This window comes from Bacillus sp. 05T31 (genome assembly GCF_056396725.1).
The window spans coordinates 1-1,033 of sequence record NZ_JBFTMA010001048.1 but is presented as its reverse complement, the minus strand read 5'-3'; the positions used below and the strand labels follow the sequence as shown (position 1 = coordinate 1,033).

The 1,033-nt window shown below is 29.1% G+C and carries 1 protein-coding gene; it reads right to left on the bottom strand.

The annotated features are described in order from the left end of the window. Positions 1 to 919: 919 nt before the first annotated feature. The coding region (locus AC1DJR_RS31200; RefSeq protein ID WP_142387517.1) for an IS3 family transposase at positions 920 to 1,033 on the bottom strand (114 nt) is incomplete at its 5' end.

Here is a 1,033-nt window from a genome sequence, read left to right as displayed (position 1 = left end):
GATCAACAGATTGAAGATATGCAAAAAATGATTGAATATATCGCAAAACGAGATACAGCTTTTGATAAAAAAATCGAAGAAATTTATCAAGAAGCTAAAAAACCTTGGTGGAARAGATGGTAAGATACAGRGTTTAATATTTGGTTGTATTTTATTCTTTTTAATAGGGTCACCATATCAAAAAAAGAAAATTGTATGTTAATTAGAGTATCATGAAGAGAGGATTTTTCGTTCAATATAGAGGCGAATATCCTCTCTTTTTATACATATCAGAAATATAAACAATAGCTCACATATTCAGTGCAGCTTGTTTGATATGTAGCTTATATTTAAGTTGTTGGAGGAGGATTTACGGAATGAATAAGAGTTTTAAAAAGAGACTTGTGTATTTATTTACAGGGGAACTCTTCGCAGTGATTACCTTTATTTTTCTGTACTTTTTTTATCCTTTAAACCCTAATGGTAGTTATGCTCTAATATATGTATTCTTTATATTAAACTTCGTCTTACTACAAGGGAGTTTTTACTGGTTTGTAAAGTGGAAACGATTAAAAACAAAAAGGCCTCTTTTTCCTAATCTTTACAAGTTATTTAGTATACTAAAAAAAATAAATCTTATACTCATATGTATAGCACCTATTATATTTCTTATTGATATAACTATGATGAAACGGATGTCATTTCCTGTATTTTTCCTAACATTATTCATTTATATATTTGCTATAATTGAGTATATTAACTACTTTCATACTCAATTAACAAATTATAAAAAAGGAAGGGGAAAAAAGGCTTCAATTGCTAAAGAAATTAACAGAATGACAAGTAAAGATTGATCTTACTTTTTTATAAAACCACATATGTAAAAGAAAAGTCTCTTCAGATCTTGAAGTGACCCCCGAAAGTTAGACAGGTCGTTTCATTAGGCAGCCTCTAGGGTATGAGCCCGGTATTGTACCGGGCTCATACCCTTTAATTTTGCCTTAATTCTTTTATGATTATAGTATTCTATATACTTTGCTAATTCTTGTTTGAA